At 52.3% G+C, this 18,404-nt stretch carries 17 protein-coding genes; 13 read left to right on the forward strand and 4 right to left on the reverse strand.

Features of this window, described 5'->3' with window-relative positions; translation table 11 throughout:
* The first annotated feature begins 65 nt into the window (after positions 1-65).
* The 8 genes from NYE26_RS00845 to NYE26_RS00880 all read left to right on the forward strand — a co-directional run bounded on the left by NYE26_RS00845 (position 66) and on the right by NYE26_RS00880 (position 7,815).
* A complete protein-coding gene (locus NYE26_RS00845) occupies positions 66-455 on the forward strand; it encodes a NusG domain II-containing protein (protein WP_036700638.1) in 390 nt (129 codons plus the stop codon).
* A complete protein-coding gene (locus NYE26_RS00850; protein ID WP_209994599.1) occupies positions 439-1,002 on the forward strand; it encodes a Gx transporter family protein in 564 nt (187 codons plus the stop codon). The genes NYE26_RS00845 and NYE26_RS00850 overlap by 17 nt, the downstream gene beginning before the upstream one ends.
* 19 nt (positions 1,003-1,021) lie before the next feature.
* A complete protein-coding gene (locus NYE26_RS00855) occupies positions 1,022-1,888 on the forward strand; it encodes an ATP-binding cassette domain-containing protein (RefSeq protein ID WP_339253222.1) in 867 nt (288 codons plus the stop codon).
* Complete coding sequence (locus NYE26_RS00860; RefSeq protein ID WP_339253224.1) at positions 1,864-2,772, forward strand: energy-coupling factor transporter ATPase; 909 nt, start codon at positions 1,864-1,866, stop codon at positions 2,770-2,772. Before NYE26_RS00855 ends, NYE26_RS00860 begins: the two co-directional genes overlap by 25 nt.
* Positions 2,765-3,556, forward strand: coding sequence for an energy-coupling factor transporter transmembrane component T (locus NYE26_RS00865; protein WP_076085408.1), 792 nt, complete (start codon positions 2,765-2,767; stop codon positions 3,554-3,556). The genes NYE26_RS00860 and NYE26_RS00865 overlap by 8 nt, the downstream gene beginning before the upstream one ends.
* A 21-nt stretch (positions 3,557-3,577) precedes the next feature.
* Positions 3,578-5,503, forward strand: coding sequence for a U32 family peptidase (locus NYE26_RS00870; protein ID WP_339253226.1), 1,926 nt, complete (start codon positions 3,578-3,580; stop codon positions 5,501-5,503).
* Between the two features lie 126 nt (positions 5,504-5,629).
* A complete protein-coding gene (locus NYE26_RS00875) occupies positions 5,630-6,913 on the forward strand; it encodes an aspartate aminotransferase family protein (RefSeq protein ID WP_339253228.1) in 1,284 nt (427 codons plus the stop codon).
* A 17-nt stretch (positions 6,914-6,930) separates the two neighbouring features.
* Entirely contained in the window at positions 6,931-7,815 is an 885-nt protein-coding gene (locus NYE26_RS00880; protein ID WP_051477771.1) for a UbiA-like polyprenyltransferase, read from the forward strand.
* A gap of 887 nt (positions 7,816-8,702) precedes the next feature.
* On the opposite strand, the gene NYE26_RS00885 is transcribed toward NYE26_RS00880, so the two are convergent.
* From NYE26_RS00885 to NYE26_RS00900, 4 genes are all read right to left on the reverse strand, one after another.
* Positions 8,703-9,683, reverse strand: coding sequence for a polyprenyl synthetase family protein (locus tag NYE26_RS00885; RefSeq protein WP_339253231.1), 981 nt, complete (start codon positions 9,681-9,683; stop codon positions 8,703-8,705).
* Positions 9,684-9,701: 18 nt separating this feature from the next.
* Positions 9,702-10,151 carry a hypothetical protein gene (locus NYE26_RS00890; protein WP_036722118.1) on the reverse strand — a complete coding sequence of 150 codons (450 nt, stop codon included), beginning with the start codon at positions 10,149-10,151 and terminating at the stop codon, positions 9,702-9,704.
* 239 nt (positions 10,152-10,390) lie between these two features.
* Entirely contained in the window at positions 10,391-12,268 is a 1,878-nt protein-coding gene (locus NYE26_RS00895; RefSeq protein WP_036722120.1) for an FAD-dependent oxidoreductase, read from the reverse strand.
* 49 nt (positions 12,269-12,317) lie between these two features.
* The gene (locus tag NYE26_RS00900) at positions 12,318-13,223 is read right to left on the reverse strand and encodes an FMN-binding protein (protein ID WP_339253233.1); all 906 of its coding nucleotides are present in this window, start codon (positions 13,221-13,223) and stop codon (positions 12,318-12,320) included.
* Between the two features lie 482 nt (positions 13,224-13,705).
* On the opposite strand from NYE26_RS00900, the gene NYE26_RS00905 reads away from it, so the two are divergent.
* The 5 genes from NYE26_RS00905 to NYE26_RS00925 all read left to right on the forward strand — a co-directional run bounded on the left by NYE26_RS00905 (position 13,706) and on the right by NYE26_RS00925 (position 18,102).
* Positions 13,706-13,909 carry a CsbD family protein gene (locus NYE26_RS00905; RefSeq protein ID WP_036695255.1) on the forward strand — a complete coding sequence of 68 codons (204 nt, stop codon included), beginning with the start codon at positions 13,706-13,708 and terminating at the stop codon, positions 13,907-13,909.
* A 223-nt stretch (positions 13,910-14,132) separates the two neighbouring features.
* Positions 14,133-15,548 carry an ATP-binding protein gene (locus tag NYE26_RS00910; RefSeq protein WP_339253235.1) on the forward strand — a complete coding sequence of 472 codons (1,416 nt, stop codon included), beginning with the start codon at positions 14,133-14,135 and terminating at the stop codon, positions 15,546-15,548.
* 101 nt (positions 15,549-15,649) lie between these two features.
* Positions 15,650-16,924, forward strand: coding sequence for an MFS transporter (locus NYE26_RS00915; protein WP_339253237.1), 1,275 nt, complete (start codon positions 15,650-15,652; stop codon positions 16,922-16,924).
* Positions 16,925-16,949: 25 nt separating this feature from the next.
* On the forward strand, positions 16,950-17,612 hold the full coding sequence (locus NYE26_RS00920) for an oxidoreductase (protein WP_339253239.1): 663 nt from the start codon (positions 16,950-16,952) through the stop codon (positions 17,610-17,612).
* A 109-nt stretch (positions 17,613-17,721) separates the two neighbouring features.
* Positions 17,722-18,102: a RidA family protein gene (locus NYE26_RS00925; protein ID WP_036722134.1), complete on the forward strand. Its 381-nt coding sequence runs from the start codon at positions 17,722-17,724 to the stop codon at positions 18,100-18,102.
* Positions 18,103-18,404: the final 302 nt, after the last annotated feature.

Genomic DNA, 18,404 nt, shown 5'->3' on the forward strand with positions numbered 1-18,404 from the left:
GGATTGAGGGCAGACCGTTATAATTATTAAGTCTGGATTTTAATTAAAAAATAAGGGAGATTTCTATGAAACGCGCAGATGTGCTGCTGATTTCTATCGTTCTGATTGCTGCGCTCGCTTTTCTCGTGCCAAGATGGCTGTCAAACGATGCTGATAAAGGTGGGCCGGGCAAAGAACTCAAGGCCAACATCACGGTAGATGGTAAGTTATTCAAAACGATAACCCTTACCAAAGAAGAGCAGACTATTGAGGTCCGCACCGAACGGGGCTATAACATTCTTAAGGTGCATGATTACGGGGTCGAGATGTTTGATGCGGATTGTCCCGATAAGGTCTGTCTCGGCTTCGGATTCATCACGCTGCCGAAGCAGACCATCGTATGTCTTCCGCACCGGGTATTGGTGGAGATTGCAAGTGCGGCCGGGGAGGATGAAGTAGATGGCTATGTCCAGTAGTGAATCGGCTACAGCGCTGAAGCGGACCGTAATTATCGCTATATTCGCTGCCGTTGCTGTGGTGCTGAGTATTGTGGAGGCGCAGATCCCGCTCGCAGGAGTGGGGCTGATGCCCGGGGCGAAGCTGGGCTTCGCCAATATTATGATTTTGACCTGCATTTACTTTTTGCGCGGACGCGATGTATTGGTACTGGTGATCCTCAAGACCCTGCTGACCGCCTTCCTGCTCGGTACGCTGTCCAGCCTGCTGTTCAGCCTGTTCGGTTCCCTGTTCAGCTTCATCGTGATGTTCGCGCTGGTGAAGCTCGGCCGCAAAAAATTCAGTGTCATCGGCATCAGCATTGCAGGCGGATTGGCTCACAATACGGGGCAGCTGCTGGCAGCCTCGTTCGTGTTCAATTCAACGAGTATTTTCTATTACCTGCCGGTGCTGCTGATTACCGGTATTATTACGGGCATTGCTGTCGGCTTCGCCGTCCGGTATGTGGTTGACTCGCTATCCAAAATATCCTTGTTTGAAGAGTTCCTGAACGGACCGGGTCACTAGCTGCGGAAGGATGAGTAACATGAATCAAGCGTACAACGATACAAAAGCCGGTGAAAAGCCAGCGGTGATTGCCCTTGAGGGCGTATCCTTCGGCTATGACCCGGAGCATCCGATTCTCCACGATATCAACGTGTCGATCCCGCAGGGCCAATGGGTGAGCATTGTGGGGCCTAACGGCTGCGGCAAATCGACCCTGGTCAAGCTGCTGAATGCGCTGCTTCCGAAGAGTGCAGGCCAGATCTCTGTCTGCGGACATACGCTGCAGGAAGAGACGGTTCAGTCCATCCGGCAATGCATCGGAATGGTCTTCCAGAACCCCGATAACCAGTTCATCGGTCAGACGGTGGAAGAAGATATTCTCTTCGGCCTGGAGGGCCAGTGCCTGTCCTACGAAGAGATGAAGGAGCGGCTTGAATTCTATACTGGTAGGCTCGGGATTGGCCATCTGCTGTCGAAGCATCCCGGAGAGCTGTCGGGCGGGCAGAAGCAGCGAGTGGCCATCGCCTCGATTCTCGCCATGAAGCCAGGCATCGTCATCTTCGACGAGGCCTCTTCTATGTTGGACGAAGGCAGCCGCGATGAGCTGATGGGGATTCTGCGGGACATGCAGGCCGCGGGCAGCTACACGATTCTGCTGATTACCCATGATGCCGATGAGATTCTGGCTTCGGACCGGGTGCTTGCGCTGCACGGGGGAAGCATTACGGCAGATGTATCACCTGCGGAGCTGTTCCGTGATGCGGAGCTGCTGGAGAAGTGTCATTTGCGGGAGCCTTATACTTGGCAGCTAGCCCGTGAACTGGAGAGCCGGGGAATTACGGTGGATGTACCCGCCAGCGAAAAGGAGCTTATAGACACACTATGGCAATACAACTACAGCAAGTAAGCTACACGTATGCCGACCGCAGTATGTGGAAGCAGACGGCGCTGCACGGGATTAATCTGGAGATTGCCGAGGGTTCGCTGACCGGCATTGCCGGAGCCACCGGCTCCGGCAAATCTACACTGCTCCAGCTGTTCAATGGCATTCTTAAGCCGACGGAAGGCACGGTGCAGGTGCTGGATGTAACGATAACTGCTGGGGAGAAATCACCGAGGCTGCTTCCGCTGCGGCGGAGGGTAGGCCTCGTCTTTCAATTCCCGGAGCAGCAGATGTTCGAAGATACGGTGGAGAAGGATCTCTGCTTCGGGCCGCTGAACTTCGGAGTCAGTCTGGAGGAGGCCAAGGCACGGGCCCGCAAGTCGATGACGGACATGGGGCTGGATCTGGCGCTGCTGGAGCGCAATCCCTTCCGGCTCAGCGGAGGACAGATGCGCAAGGCGGCTATCGCTTCCGTGCTGGCAATGGACCCGGACATTGTGGTGCTGGATGAGCCGACAGCCACCCTGGACCCGGTAAGCCGCGCGGAGCTGATCGCGCTCTTGGAGCGGCTGTGCCGCGAGCAGGGCCGGACGATCATCATCGTGACGCACCGGATGGATGAACTGTTGCCGTATGCCGACAACTGGGTGCTGCTTAAGGATGGGGAGCTCGCCTTCCAGGGCAGCGGCGGTGAGCTGGCCGCTGATCCGGCGATTCTTACGCGCTGCGGACTGCGGGTTCCGCAGTCTCTGCGTTACTGGCAGGCTGCCGCCGAGCGCTTCGGCCTTAGCGGCGAGAAGCCGCTCCTTACAGCGGAGGGCCTCGCGGGGCGGCTTGCGGCCTTGCTGGAAGAGCGCCGCATGCTGAATGCCTCCGGCACGGAAGAAATGGGGAATGGCCATGAATGAGCGTCTGCTGCTGGGACGCAGCATTGATACGGGCTCCTGGGTCCATAAGCTGGATGCCCGGTCCAAAATCACCGGGATGCTGCTCTATGTAGCCATCATCCTGCTGTCCACTTCCTGGATATCGATCGGGCTGGTCGCGGTCTTCTCCATCGTGGTGATGGCGACGACCCGCATTCCACTGAAATATTTCATCAAGGCTGCGAAGCCTCTGCGTTATCTGATGCTGTTCATCTTCATCGTACAGGCGCTATCCGTGAAGGAAGGGGAGGTGCTATGGTCGCTTGGCTCGTTCTCGCTGCATGCGGGCGGCCTGCGGATGGGAGCATTTTCTGTCATCCGCATGTTATTCCTGCTGACCTTCACAGCCCTACTGACCTTCACGACGACACCCGCCAAGCTGAATCAGGGACTTGAGGGAGTACTGGCCCCGCTTAAGAAGCTCCGGCTGTCACCGGACCGGATTACGCTGATGATTAGCATCGCGCTCCGCTTCATCCCGACGATTCTGGATGAGGCGCAGATTATCCTGAAGGCGCAGGCCTCGCGCGGAGCGGATCTGAAGGAGCTGCCGCTGAAGGAGAAGGCGCGGATGCTTGTCTCGCTGCTGGTCCCGGTTATCGCCAGTGCGTTCCGGCGCGCCCAGGATCTGATCTATTCCATGGAAGCCCGGGGCTTCCGCATGGATGCGCCGCGCAGCCGGTATCACCGGCTCAGGTGGGGCGCGGCGGATACGCTTTTTGTTGCTATGTTTGTTGTACTGGGAGTTGCAGTTGTATTATTGTAAGACATTTAGGGGGATACGGGAATGGCACGTTATTTTAATGGTAAAGAAGTAGAGTTATTGGCACCAGCGGGAACCTTCGAGATCTTCAAGGCTGTTATTGAATCGAAGTGTGACGCGGTGTATTTCGGCGGTCCGGTGCTTAACATGAGAATGATGCGCAAGGGCTACAACTTGAGTCATGAAGAGATTATCGAAGCCCTGAATATCGCTCATAGTATGGACAAAAAAGTATATATCACGGTCAACAATCTGTTCAGCGAAGAGGATGTGGAAGAGGCCAGAGCGTACCTTAGCTTCCTGGACACGGCCCGCCCGGACGCGCTGATCGTGCAGGATATGGCGGTGCTGGAATTGATCCGCGAGATGGGGCTGAATCTGCCGGTTCACGCATCCGTCATGATGAATGTGCATAATCTGGAGATGATCCACGCGCTGAAGGAGCTGGGCGTCAGCCGGGTGGTTACCTCGCGGGAGATGGATCTGCAGACTGCGAAGCTGCTGGGCGCAAGAAGCGGTATGGAGCTGGAGTATTTCATCCATGGCGATATGTGCTCTGTCCACGGGGCGAACTGTTATTTCAGCTCTCAGGTGTTCGGGATGAGCAGCAACCGGGGCAAATGCATGAAGCCTTGCCGCTGGGATTACCGGATCAAGCGTGACGGCTATGTCTTCCCTGCGGAATATCCGCTGGCGGTGAAGGATATGTTCATGTATGAGCATCTTCCGGAGCTGATTGAATCGGGCATTACTTCCTTCAAAATCGAAGGCCGTATGCGCGATAAAGACTTCATGGTGATGCTGTCCAACAGCTACGGCGATGCGATTGACCGTTATATTGATGATCCGCTGGGCTTCGACCGGACCCAGGATTCCAAAGAGCTGTATAACAACCGTAAGCGTGATTTCTCCACGGCGTATGCTTTTGGCAAACCGGGACTGTCGAATATCAACCGCCGTTATGAGGGAACAGGCAAGTTCTACAGTACTGGCAAAGTATTCAGTACGCCGACTGCCGAGCGTGAGCTATCTGCAGAGCGGGTGACGGAACTGCGGGCACGAATGGCTGAAGACAGACGCAGTACCCTTATCAAGCCTGAGCTGGCAGTGCGTGTGAATAATATGGAGCAAGCGCGACTCGTACTGGAGATGGGAGTAGACAGCTTGTACCTGCCGGGCGATGTGTTTGAGCCGGACCGTCCTTTTACGAAGCAGGATATTAAGGATCTTGGAGCGGTAAAAGGCCATACCAAGCTATATCTGGGTCTGCCGCGGATGATGAACGAGCTGCATTTCGACCAATATGATCATCTGCTGAACGGGGAACGGCTGCCGATTGACGGCCTGATCATTACGAACCTGGGGGCGATCCGCCGTTACCGTGGCACCGGTTACCCGATGATGGGCGATGCCAATCTGAATGTATACAACCATCTGTCAGCCGGACTGTATGCCGGACTGGGCCTGACGAAGCTGACCGTTTCGCCGGAGATGACGCTGGAGCATTTCGCCTCCTTCACCTCGCACAGTGACTTGCCGCTGGAGGTTGTGGTTCACGGAACGCCTGCATTGATGTATATGGAGCATGATCTGTTCGAGAATACAGAGGTGATGGAGCCGATTGGGGAGGAAGACAACCAGTATGTCCGTAATGAAGTGCTGGTGCTCAAGACCGACAAGGGCGAGAACCCGGTCTACCGTGACCAATATGGCCGCTGCCATCTGCTGTTCGCCAAGGAGCTATGTTATCTCCCGATGCTGGGTGAAATGAACGGCCTGGGAATTACAAGCTTCCGGATTGAAGGTGCGACATACAGCATAGAGGAGCTGCGTACCATTATTGCTGCTTATCAGGCTGCAATGGATGGGGCGAAGCCGGTGGAGGAACTGCTGGGCGGGCTGAAGCCGGTCTATGCGGGATACACCCTCGGTTCACTGCAATTCAACTAATGCTAATAATTCAATTTTAAATTAACGCCGAGGAGAGTATAATAAGGGCATATGGCGCAATTATAAGTACCTTTTTTCACAAACTAATCATCTTGAATTATCAGCAGTTGAAAGTGAGGGATTTACATGGAACAGAGCGTCATCATTGGAAGAGAAGCGGTAGCTGCCAAAAGAAAGCAGTATTTCTACCCGTGTACCGCACATTTTTACCGGGATGCCCCGCAATTGGTGCGCGGAAGCATGCAGTATGTCTACGATGAGAACGGCAAGGAATACACCGACTTCTTCGCAGGAGTCTCAGTGGTTGCCTGCGGCCACTGTAATCCGGCTATTACTTCCCGTACGATAGCACAGCTTCAGCAATTGCAGCACACTTCGCCGATCTATCTGACCCAGCCGAATGTAGATTTGGCGGAACGCCTGGAAGAAGTGCTGCCGGGCGCGCTGCGCCGGACATTCTTCGTCAACAGCGGCTCGGAGGCGAATGAAGGGGCGCTGCTGCTGGCGCGGATGCATACCGGCCGCAAAGGCTTCATCGCCCTGGAAGCTGGCCTGCATGGCCGGACCAATCTCACTATGAGTGTGACCGGGCTGCAAATGTGGAGAACCGATGCCTACCTCGATGAGGATGTAACGTTCATTAAACGCCCGTATCATCCGGAATTGACGCTGGAGGAAGCGGCGGCGCAGTCGATCCAGAATCTGAAGGAGGTACTCGCTGCCCAAGGAGACACCATTGCCGCCATGATCGTGGAGCCGATTCAAGGGAACGGCGGGATCGTCATGCCTGCGCTGTCCTATTTCGGTGAGGTGAAGGCGCTGCTTGAGCAGTACGGTGTACTGCTGATTGACGACGAAATCCAGACCGGCTACGGCCGGAGCGGAGCTATGTTTGCGATGGAGCATTTCGGCGTCGTGCCGGACATTATCAGCATGGCCAAGGCGCTGGGGAACGGAGTGCCGATCGCTGCCTTTTCCACAACGGATGAGATTGCGGCATCGCTGAACAAGCCTTCCGCCTCGACGTTCGGAGGGAATCCGGTCTCAGCGGCTACGGCGCTGGCGGTGCTAGACTACATCCGTGATGAGCGGCTGGCAGAACGTGCGGCTGAGCTGGGCGGGCAGCTGAAGCAAGGCTTGCTTGCTCTCCAGGAGCGTTACCCTGCGTTGATTACCGACGTACGGGGCAGCGGACTTATGCTGGGGGCCGAGCTGGCCGGTTCGGAGACTGAGGATGCGGCTGCGGTGACAGACTATGTGCTGGAAGAGCTGAAGGACCGCGGATACCTGATCGGCAAAAACGGTATAGGCCGCAACGTCCTCGCCTTCCAGCCGCCGCTTGTGGTCACTTCCGGTAATATCGATGCCCTGCTGGATGCACTCCATGAAGTGCTGCAAGCGATCCACTGAGAAAGAGGCCTAACAATATGGTTATCATTAATGCTTTTAAACATACGGCGCTTAAAATGAAAATGTTCAGCGAGCTGGTGATGTTCTCGCATACGCTGTTCTCACTGCCTTTTGCCATCATCTCGATGGTCTGGGCGGCGGGAGGCTGGCCTTCCGGCCATATGATGTTATGGGGACTGATCGCGCTGATCGGGGCACGCAACGGGGCGAATGCGTTCAATCGTCTGGTAGACCGCACCTTCGACGGCAATAATCCGCGAACCGCCCACCGGCATCTGCCGCAGCGTCTGCTCGCAGAGAAGGAAGTCATTCTGTTCATTATCATCAATTATGCCCTGTTCATTGTGGCCTCCGGGATGCTGAACCTGCTCTGCCTGGTGCTGTCCCCGGTAGCCATTGTACTGATCTCATCCTACTCTTATACGAAGCGGTTCACCTTCCTGAGCCATCTGTATCTGGGCTTCGTGATTGCTTCGGCGCCGATTGGCGCCTGGTTTGCGGTTACCGGGAATATCGCGTTCACGCCATTCGTGATCGGAACCGTGGTGATGCTCTGGATTGCCGGGTTTGATATCATCTACGGGACTCAGGACATTGAGTTCGACCGGAAGAACGGCTTATGGTCCATCCCGAGCTTCTTCGGCCTGGAGAACGCGCTGCGGATCTCCAAGGGGCTGCATTTCATTATGGTTATGCTGCTGCTGTTCCTGTACGTCTGGCGTGATCTCGGCTGGATGTATCTGGTGGGCATCGGCATCGCTACGGTACTGCTTATGACAGAGCACAAGATTATCAAGCCTGCCAACCGTAAGCTGATGAAGGTGGCTTCTTATAATTTGAATCAGGTGATCAGTATGGTGATCTTGCTGTGTACGCTGATTGATTATTTTTACGTTAATTAGGTTGGGGGGGGGAAGGAGGGTGGGGAGCTGCACTGCGCGGAATGTTTGGACTTCCGGTCGCTGTTAACTTCGGATTCCCTGATTCGAGCCGCTGAACGCGGTAGGAATCCGAAGTTAAAGGCGAACGCTGCCGCTCCTACAGTTCCAAAATTCCTCTCCGTTCCGTCCTAACCTCTCCCTGAGCAACACTAACTTCAAAAAGACAACAGGCCTACCCAGCGGGGGGCGGCAGAAAAAGCGCGAATAAGCTTAGAGCTTCGCGCTTTTCTTCATTATGGGGGGGCAACCCCAAACCCCAAACCCCAAACCCCAAACCCCAAACCCCAAACCCCAAACCCCCAAAACCACAAATCACAAACCAATAGCTAAACTCACTCACGTACGCTCCGCTGCGTTCGCTATTTAGCGGATGGGTGAGATGTGGGCGGTTAAGTGTATTTCGTACAACTAAAAGACATCCAAAAAGCTAATTTCGTATGATACATGTATTCTGTACAACTAAAAATAATGAAAAGTAGCTTTTGAGGGCATTCCAGCCTAAATAGGTGTACAGAGTGCAATTAAAGCACCTGCCAGCTCATTAGAGGGGACTTTAGTTGTACAAAATACAATTAGCGCGGCGAAGTGTGATAAAAAACAAAAAAACGAGCCTTACTCAGGCTCGTTTACTTAATATGTGTTAATACAAATAGTGTGAAGGGTGGAGCGTACAGTATGAACTAATAAAGCAGCGTGGAGCTTGCAGCATCATAATACAGCTGAGCTACGTAAGCATTGTACGAAAGCTTACAGATGCTAACCGATTGCAACAGCCTTGGCCAGGTATTCTCTGCTGACGGCCACAATGCGTTAGAGCATCGCTGGCTATAACCCATTCAGTCCGGAGCTCAGCGGTCACGCCCAGCGAAGTACTGCAGCAGGGTTTCCAGATCGGCATGCGCCGGGAAGCTGGAGAGCTGCTCCACAATCGCAGCAGCCCGGGCCAGATAGTCCTGGCTGACGGCCTCTGAGCGGGTTAGGGCGTCACTGTTCCTTACCAGCTCCAGGACTTGTTCGATGTCGGCGGGAGATGAGCCAGGGCCTATTCTGCGGATGACAGGGGCAAGCTCGGCATCCTCTAAGGCAAAGAGCACCGGAAGGGTAACCTGGCCGTGGCGGAGATCGCTGCCGGCCGGCTTGCCTAGTACATCCGCCGATTGCGTGAAGTCCAGGATATCATCCTGGATCTGGAACGACATCCCCAGCGCTTCGCCGAAATCATAGAGGAGCTGGGCTGTCTCTGCGCTGCTCTCCGCCGACAGTGCGCCTACCCGCAGGCAGGTGGCCATTAGCAGCGCGGTTTTGTTACGGGATTTCTCCAGATATTGCTCCAGCGTAAGATCATAATCGAAGGCATGCTCTAATTGCTGATATTCGCCTAGACACAATTGGGAGGTGGCAACAGAGGACAGATCGTGAACATAACGGTCCTTATCCCCGGTGTACTTGCTGAGCAGTTCAATGATGCGGGCAGACATATAATTACCGATATGAACAGCGGATAGAATGCCTGTCTTGATATGAAGCGCAGGCTCGCCCCGCCGCAGCTCGGCGTTATCAATAATATCGTCATGAATCAGTGAGGCCACATGGATAAATTCAGCCGCAGCGGATAATTGCAGAGTTCGGCGTCCGGCAGGTCTCAGGCCAAACCGGCTGCCGACAATAACCATCAGCGGGCGGAGGCGTTTACCGCCGGAGCCTGTTAATTCAAGAATGCTCTGCGCCAGCTGCGACTTTTTGGGAACATCCTTATCATGGGTGACCAGATTCTTAATTTCACGGTTAATTTCATTCAGATCAATATTCAAGGCTTCATGCAGCTTCATCGTTCATGTTCCCACCTGTCAAATGGCTTTACTGGTACGGCTTCGTTGTCTGCGCTCCTGAATGAGGAATTCATCCAACTCCCGGGCCGGATTGTGTTCGGTGAACTCTCCATTTGAACGTGCGATCTGCATTTTTTTGATGGAAGGGGCCATGTAGGCCACCAGATCCAGCTCCCGGCATTTCACTGCAAACTGCAGATAGAAGCTGTACAGGTAATCTCCATCCAAAATGTTACGGGTCAGGTCAGGATGATGTGGGACACATTCCATATGGCGCTGTGCTGCCACGGTAAGAATGGTATAAATGCCTAGCAAATGGGTTTTGCGGTCATATTCCAGATCATGGCGTTCCAGTACCGAGAGCATTTGCTCACATTCTGCCGGAGAGAGAGACAACTGAATTCCGGCGATCTTAGACATCTCAGCCTGAAGCAACCGGAATGTATCTTGGGCGATTTTTTGGTTCACAAGCTTCTCTCCTTCATGTCGGTTTTGCTGGATGGAACCGAATCCCTGATTATCCCTACAAAACCATTTTGTTGAAATCGAACATATAAATGTACTTTCACCTCGTTAAACAAGGAGAGTAATGTGTCCTAGGGACACATTACTCTTAAGAATATCCTATTCAGCTTGCAGCAGCGCAGCTTGTGCATACGCCGCTGTTATAAATGAATGTAGTTCTTAACCACCGGTTACCCGGTTCATCAGTCGGTATACAGATACCAGCGCCGGACGAGAGGTATTCTCTTCCACTGCTTCTTGAGCCAAGGAAGAACATAGTAATCCAGGCTGAACACGGTGCCGGAACCGCCGATGCAGGCAATCGCTGCCCCAACATACCAGAGCATTTCTGTTGCTGCCATCTTGGTGGTCCAGATCATAACCGCCATACCTATCGTGGCTATAGCAGAGATAGCTGTGAACAGACCGACGATCAGCATTACACCGAAGACGATCTCGGCACAGACCATACCGATTTGGAACCATTTGGCCAGGAAGGTGTAAGAACCATCCGGGTTATAGAACATGAGATCCATGAACCAGTTAGAGATATCATAAATGAAGCCTGGAACCGGAAGAGCCGATACAGCTTCTTTGGCAGTGGATACTGCGGAAGCGGCAGATTGGGCATCTACGGTAGTTTTGACTGCATCCACAGCCTGACTTGCTGCCGATGTGGCGTCTGCATAAGGAGCCGCAGGAATCAGGAAAATCTTATTCGGATCAACCCAGATCTTGCGGATCTTCTCTATACCTTCATATAACCACATTCCCCCAAGGAGCATACGGAGCGGAACGAGCCAGAAGTTCGGCGAGCGCTTGGAGAAGTAACCGCCAACGAAGCTCTTGCGGTTCTCAACATGGAAGAACTCGTGCATCATGTAAGTCCAGACCTTATTGAAGCCTACAACCTGTGACAGATAGAACATATTGATGAAATGTTTGGACAACATAGCCATGAAGCCGGTCAGCATGAAGAACTTGCCCGGAAGACCAACGTTCGCTACACCGTAGCGGCTGCCGATCGAAACCATGGTGCCGTGGAAGCCTGGTTTGTATGCTTTTTTAGGCGTACCCTTGATGTCGGCAGTGATATTGCCTGCGATAACCGGAGCCGCTTGTTCAGCATTCTCAACCATTTGCGGAACTGGACGTTCTTCGCCTTCAGGGATGAAGAAGATGTTATCCCCTACAACATACACATTCTTATGGTCAACACTTTCAAGGTGTTCATTGGTAACAATACGTTTGCGGCCTTGCTGCTGAACATCAAGGTTGCCGACAATTTCGGAGCCTTCAACACCGGCTGTCCAGACAATTGTCTGTGCATCCACGATGTTCTTCTCGCCGAGGGCAACAGAGCCTGCGCCTACTTCGGTGATTTTGGCGCCTGTAACAATTTCTACCTTCAGCTTGCGCAGACGGGCTTCGGCTTTCTGGATCAGCTTATCCGGCAGGATAGGCAGGATCTTCGGAGCCATATCAGCCACGATTAATCTCACTTCGGAAGGATCGATGAAGAATTCTCTGCAGAGCTCATCGCGCTGCTCGGCCATTTCACCTACAAGCTCAACGCCGGTAAAACCGGCACCGATAATTACGAAGGTCAGCATAGCGCGGCGTGTAGCCGGGTTCTTTTCCTTCGCAGCTTTGGTGTACATGTCGCGGATTTGACGCTTCAAGGCAACTGCATCATCGTAGGACCAGAAGGAGAAGGTGTTCTCTTCTGCTCCGGGGATTCCGAAGAAGGTTGGCTTGCTTCCTGTGCCGATGACCAGATAATCATAAGCATAAGTGGCTTTGTCGGACTTCAGCTTCTTGTTCTTGAAATCAATGTTGCTGATTTCGTCCAGAACAACATCTACCTTCAGGCCGGCAAAGATTTTCTTCAAGTCAATTTTGATCGAATCCTCAGGTGCGCGATTCGCAGAAACCTCATGCAGCTCAGTCAAAAGAGTGTGGTATGGATTTCGGTCGATCAGTTTGATTTCTACATCTTTGTCGTTCTTAAATTTCTTTGCCAGTTTCTTAGCCGTGAGTACGCCGCCGTAGCCGCCGCCCAAAATGACTATTTTCTTCAAGAGAAACTCACCTCATTCATCTGATTAGCTGCAAAAGGGTAGCGAATAATTATTTCGCGCCTTCGAGTGCTTTTTGTGCAAGTGTGAAATATTCACCAACGTGGATGGATACGCCGGAGATTGCATCTGTTTTACCTTCAGCATCCAGGGTAGGAGCTACGCCTTTGTTCTCAAGGAAGTATTTCTCGGCAAGGGCGATTTCTTCATGCCATTCAGCAGCAGCGCCGCCGGCTTTCATGCCGTATTTGCCGTCTACAGAATATTGTTTCTTATCGTCGCCTGCAGCATTCACACCGCTGAAATTAACAGCTACAACGTTGCCGTTAGCAACAGAGAGAGCTACTGTGGACTTCCAGCCGGATGTAGCATCCATTTCGCCTTCAGCAGTATATCCGCCATCTTTGTATGGGCCTGCTTGTGCAGGGCCGGCAGCAAGTGCAGCCTGAGCCGCGCCAACGAAATCACTAACGTGTACGGATACACCGGAGATTGCATCTGTTTTGCCTTCAGCATTTACAGTGAGAGCAGCAGGATCTTGTTTTTCAATCAGGTAGGCTTCAGCAAGAGCAGCCTGTTCATGCCATTCGGACTTCGCTCCGCCGATTTTTACCAGGCCGTAGTTGCCGTCTTCAGATACTTTTTTCTTCAAATCGCCCGCTTTTTTAACATTGAAAGCATTCCAGTCAGCTTTGGTGATTTTGCCGCCTTCTACAGTCAGTTGTGTAAAGGTCTGCCAACCAGTCTCTGGATCGGCATCCACTGTACCGTAGTAGGTTCCGTCCTGGTACTTGCCTGTTTCGGCTGCAGGTGCAGTAGTTGCTTCAGTTGCGGCAGTAGCAGTTGCTACAGGTGCTGTTGTTGCAGCAGCGTTCTCTGCTTTGTTGCTGTTGCCACAACCTGCGAGTAAAGTACCCAATACCAGAGCGCTCGACAAGATTACAGAAGCTTTTTTCATTTTGATATGACCTCCAAGAAAATAGTTTAAAATATATATATTAAAATGTAAAACATTTTAATAGCGGTGGAAGTGATAAAAATCACTTTATAAATGATAAATGTCACTTTCATCTCGGTCTTAAGTCCCTTTTTGTAGCAGGCATACGACATATATCGGCAGGCAATAAGAAAAAATTTAATCATATCGTTTCTTGTTCGATGGCATTTTAGCACAAGCTATGGAACTATCATGTGAAAATAATCACTTAAATCATAAATAAATTTACTTCTGAAGTATATCAAATTTTAAGATAGTTGAATAGCTTTTTAAAAAGACTTTTATGTGACAAAAGTTGAGTTATTCTGCATGGCTTCATGCAATTGCAGGTGCAGCCCCTGCACAGCCAGGAGATTCAGCCAAAAGTCATGGGGGTAATAGTTCACAAGCAATTATAAGCTTTCGCCAGACATTAAATAGACAACTAAGGAGATGAGCTTGTAGTGGATAACAATGTGATCAAAGGTAAATGGCTGCAGATTAAAGGTGAAGCCAAGAAGCAATGGGGCAAGCTGACAGATGACGACCTGGATATCATCGATGGTGAAAAAGACAAGCTGGTAGGCAAGCTGCAGGAGCGTTACGGCCATTCCAAGGATGAAGCCGAAGCGGAGTACCATAAATGGGAGTCCTCCCACCGCAGCTAATCAGAAGGATAATTTAAAGCGTAGAACATATAAATTCTTATATTTCAAGGAAAAAGCGCAAATCGTATCTGATTTGCGCTTTTTTGCTGTCCCCCGGACATTCCGCAGCCATCACTCTCATACATATACATATGCAATAGCCCTCACGCTTCATGTTTTTCATTCCTCCAGTATGATACTATAAATATTATTGTGAACTTATTTTCGCTGCAGGAGTGAAGCCATGGAATATGTCAAAATCTTTTTTGTGAATACAGCTTTACTAATCACTCTGTCGTATCTGGCGAATCTAATATACAAGTACACTGTAACCCACGCATCCGAGCCTGTAAAAAGAGTAAGCTGGGTGCTGCTCGCGGTCTTTGCAGGGTGGATCAGTACCTTTTTCGGCTACAGACTGCATGAGCATGTCATTTTTGACCTGCGGTATGTACCGCTGATCATCTCTACACTGGCTTACCCCCAGCCCTTGGTCCTGATTATCATCGGAATCGCAACCGGGCTTACGCGCCTGACCTTTGGAGTGAACGAGGCAGCGCTGGTAGGCGTGCTGAATCTGACTATCCTGGGCTTTGTCTGTGCCGCGCTAAGCGTATGGATGAAGCGTTCGTCTGCGTCGGTGATGTATAAGGGGATTGCTACTATTCTGGTAGTCAATGTAGTGAATGTGCTGAATATTGCCGTATTTGGGGTCATTCCCACACATGATTACATAACGAAGATTCTGCCGGTTACCTTTCCCGCAGGCCTTGTCCTCAGTGCGTTGTTCGCGCTGATTATCCGCGATTTCCATCTGGACCTGATGCGTACAGGACAGATCATTAGAGCGAATAAGCTGTTGTCCGAGCAGACGGAGGAGTTGCATAAGAATAAAATTGTGCTCGAGGAAAGAGCCAAGCAGCTCATGCTAGCCTCACAGTTCAAATCGGAGTTCCTGGCGAACATGTCCCATGAACTAAGAACCCCGCTGAACAGCATTATCAACCTGTCCCAGATGATTGAAGAAGGCGATGAGTCCCTGAGTACGGAGGAACTTGCTGAATATGGCGGGATCATTCACCGCTCCGGGGAGGATCTCCTGTCGCTCATTAATGATATTCTCGATCTGTCCAAGGTGGAGGCAGGGAAGCTGGATATTATTATAGAGGATTTAAATACCAGCGAGGTCCCTGATCTGCTCGTCCAGCAGTTCGGCGTCTTAGCCAGACAGAAGCAGCTCACCTTCAGTGTCTCCCTGGACGAAGGGGTGCCTGCGGTAATCTACACGGACCCCCAGCGGGTGCAGCAGATTCTGCGCAATCTGCTCTCGAATGCGTTCAAGTTCACGATGACTGGCGGGGTCACTATGAATATCCGTGTAGTGGAACGTCAGGAGGGGTCTGCTGCACAGAAGTGGATTGCCTTTGAGGTGCAGGATACCGGAATCGGCATTCCCCCGGAGAAGCATGATCTGATCTTCGAGGCCTTTGAACAGGCGGATATCAATGTCAGCCGCAAGTATGGCGGTACGGGGCTGGGTCTGTCTATCAGCAATGATCTGGCCAGGCTCCTGGGCGGCTTCATTACCCTGCATAGCCGCGAAGGCCAGGGCAGTATATTCTCCTTACATTTACCACTGCATTCAGGCGCGTCCGTATAATCCCCGCAGCTCCAACTTTATTTGTGATTTCGGTGTATTGACAGGAACCTGGTGCTGAGTAGAATGAAGCAAAAGCCGCATCAAAGGAGAGTCAACACCCCATGAACATCATGAGAAACCGGCCGCTGCGGAACCGTTCCAAGGATTTGCGCAAGGTCTCCGTACACCGCAAGAATCTGCAGATCGCTACCTTTGAGGGGATACCATCCACCATATTCCAGGTGCTGCTGCAAGGCCAATTTCTTACAGGATTTTTGTTATACCTGGGTGCCAGCTCCAGTCAGATCGGATTTGTCCTCGCGCTTACTACGCTGGTGAACGTCGCACAGATCGGTGTGGCTTTCCTGATTCAGAGGCTGCCGAGCCGCAAGTGGGCGCTCGTGACTTTTATTGGCTTACACCGGCTGTTGTGGGGATCTACGGGCCTGGTTCCGTTTATTTTTCCGCAAGAGCACTGGGTTACTGCCTTCATCGTACTATATACCATTGCCTTCATTGCCAACACTGCCGGCGGTGTGCTCTGGAATTCGGTCATCAGTGACCTGGTGCCTGCAAGGGTCCGGGGCCGGTATTTCGGTATTCGCAATACGTTCCTTAATGCGCTGGGAAGCCTGGTGATGTACGGAGGCGGTATTATTCTTGACCGTTATCCGGGCGGACACGGATTCCTTATCCTGTATATTGTAGTGTGGATTTTCTCGATCTCGAATATTGTGGTGTTCTTCTTCTACCCGGATGTGCCGTTTGAGAAATCGGAAGAGAAGGACTTCCTGCCGATGCTCAGGAAGCCGCTTCAGGACAAGATGTTCATGAAATCCACGCTGTTCCTGTCTGCTTGGCTGCTGCTGCAGAACCTGACCGTGCCGCTGTATTCCTATGTCATGCTGCAGCTGCTGAATATCAATTATGAGAAGCTGTCCCTGCTGAATGTCGCGCAGACGGTCTTCATGATGGCCAGCTTCTATGTATGGGGCAATCTGAACGCCAGGCACAGCAACAAGAAGCTGCTGCTGTGGACGCTGCCGATTATCGCGGTCTCTTCCCTGATCTGGGGACTCTTGTCTGTGCTGCCGATGCTTCCGGTATTATTTGCGGCCCATATTGTGTTCGGCGTGGGTGTGGGAGGCTTCAACCAGCTCGCCTTCAACTTCATTATTGGCGATACGCCGAAGCGCGAACGGCCGATGTATATGGCGATGTATGCGGCGCTTACCGGTCTGGCGGCCTTCTTCGGCCCGCTGCTGGGCGGCCGTATCTATGAATGGATTAAGGAATGGCCCCAGTGGATGCAGATCTACGGCATGCAGTTAGTGGTAGGCGTGCTGATGATTCTGCTGGCACTGCTGCTGGGCCGCCGTATTCTGCGGGATGAATAAGGAGGAATAGAAGGAGGCTATTTCGGTGACAAGAATTGCACTGGTACTGGGAGCTACAGGGCTGGTCGGCAGTGCGCTGACCCGGGACCTGCTGGGCGGGAATTGGGACGAGGTCCGTGTTCTGGTCCGCCGTCCTCTTGCCCTTGAGCATCCGAAGCTGAGACAGATTCAAGTGGATTGGGACCGGCTTGAGCAATACAGCGAGCAATTCGCCGGTGTATATGCAGTATTCTGCTGCCTGGGAACGACGATTAAGCAGGCGGGCTCGCAGGAGCAGTTCGAACGGGTGGACCTGGAGTATCCGCTTGCGGCTGCGGCCCTGGCCAAAGAGCATAATGTGAAGCAGTTCCTGGCCGTGTCCTCTATGGGAGCCAGCGCCAAATCGCGCACCTTCTATAGCCGGATCAAGGGGCGGACGGAGGAGGGCCTGATTGCTGCCGGATTCCACGGCCTGCATCTGTTCCGGCCTTCTCTGCTCCTTGGGGACCGGGCAGAATTCAGGCTGGGTGAACGCGCCGCAGCTGTGGTTATGAAGGCGCTGGATTTCGCGATGGTCGGTAAGGCTGCGAAGTTCCGGGCCATTCCGGCTGCAACGGTAGCGCGGGCGATGATGAACATTGCCCTGGCCGATACAGGTGGCGTTCATATCTACACCAATGAGGTTATTCATGTGATCGGCAAGCATTAGCTGGGCATCAGGGTTTGCAAACCGCAGACCCCAGGACTTACAATAAGCATACGATTAGAATGTACATAGCGGTCTACAGGCCGCGTACAGCATGCAGGAGGCATTCACTATGACCAAAAAACAAGTAGCTACAAAGAAAGCTCCAGGAGCGATCGGCCCTTACAGCCAGGCCATTGTTGCCGGCAACTGGGTCTACACTTCAGGCCAGCTGGGAATGGACCCGGAGACGGCGGAACTGCCGGGCAGTGTGCAGGAGCAGGCACGCCAGTCGCTTAACAATGTGAAGGCCATCCTGGAAGAGGCCGGAGCATCAATGGATCAGGTAGTGAAGACAACTGTGTATCTGAAGGATATGAATGATTTCGCGGCGGTTAACGAGGTGTACAGCACCTTCTTCACCGAGCCTTACCCGGCCCGCAGTGCCGTTGAGGTAGCCCGTCTGCCGAAGGATGCGCTGGTCGAGATCGAAGCGGTAGCACGCAAGAAATAAGCCAGACCGGATGCATCCGGTCGAGGTAGGTTACAGGGAAATCCCCCGCACGTGAATCAGGCGTGCGGGGGATTTTGCGTGCATATATAAGCATATCTACATAGATTGAACTTTAAAACTTGAGGAAGGGAAAAGTGGCGGAAGGGAATTTTGGAACTGGAGGAGCGGTAGCGACCGCCTTTGTCTGCGGATTTCAACCGTTGAAAACGGGATAAATCAAGAAATCTGCAGACAACAGCGGCTGGAAGTCCAAAACTTCTCTGGAGTCACGGCTAATCCCAAAATAGAAAACCATTAGTTCA

This window comes from Paenibacillus sp. FSL P2-0136 (assembly GCF_037975325.1).
Lineage (GTDB): Bacteria > Bacillota > Bacilli > Paenibacillales > Paenibacillaceae > Paenibacillus_AQ > Paenibacillus_AQ silagei.